Below are 633 nucleotides of genomic sequence, written 5' to 3'. Positions count from 1 at the left end.
GCAGCAGCTTGCAAGAATGAATAAAAGACAGCTTGAAAATTTATACTTTACTCCATATGATGAATATTTAGAGTATGATGAATCACAAATAGAGAAAGTAGCATATCTTCTTAGAGAGCTTGTAGATAAATACGGAGTGAGACCTTATAATATATTAGGGCATTCAGATATAGCACCATACAGAAAAAAAGACCCAGGACCAAAATTCCCTTGGAAAAGATTATACGATGAATATGATTTGGGTATATGGTATGATGAAGAAGATTATAGTAACTTTATGATGAGTAATGATTATAGAARRGCTACTGTAATGGATATAAAAAATGAGTTTATAAAATATGGATATACAAGTATGCCTACTAATAATGTGTGGGATTATGAATCAAGAAAAGTGCTRTATGCTTTTCAATGCAGGTTTAGAACTAATGATATAGAYGGCAACATAGACAAAGAAACATACAGTATAGCAAGAGCTTTGAACCTAAAAGTTAAAAAACTTAATGAAGCTTATGAACGCTCTAAAGCTAATAACTTCCTTACAAATACATTCTTTACAAATATATTTATAAGCAATAATATAGTAAATAATAATTGGGATTATATGCATACTAATAAAAATATTATAATGAGGAG

Annotated in this window: 1 protein-coding gene; it reads left to right on the top strand. The window is 28.9% G+C overall.

Going from position 1 to position 633, the window contains the following annotated elements:
• On the top strand, positions 1-633 hold a 633-nt coding region (locus tag GQX97_RS13815), incomplete at both ends, for an N-acetylmuramoyl-L-alanine amidase (protein ID WP_198391262.1).

Origin of the sequence: Brachyspira sp. SAP_772 (assembly GCF_009755885.1) — a bacterium.
Lineage (GTDB): Bacteria > Spirochaetota > Brachyspiria > Brachyspirales > Brachyspiraceae > Brachyspira.
The sequence above is the reverse complement of the archived record's forward strand: the minus strand, read 5'-3'. Positions and strand labels throughout refer to the sequence as shown.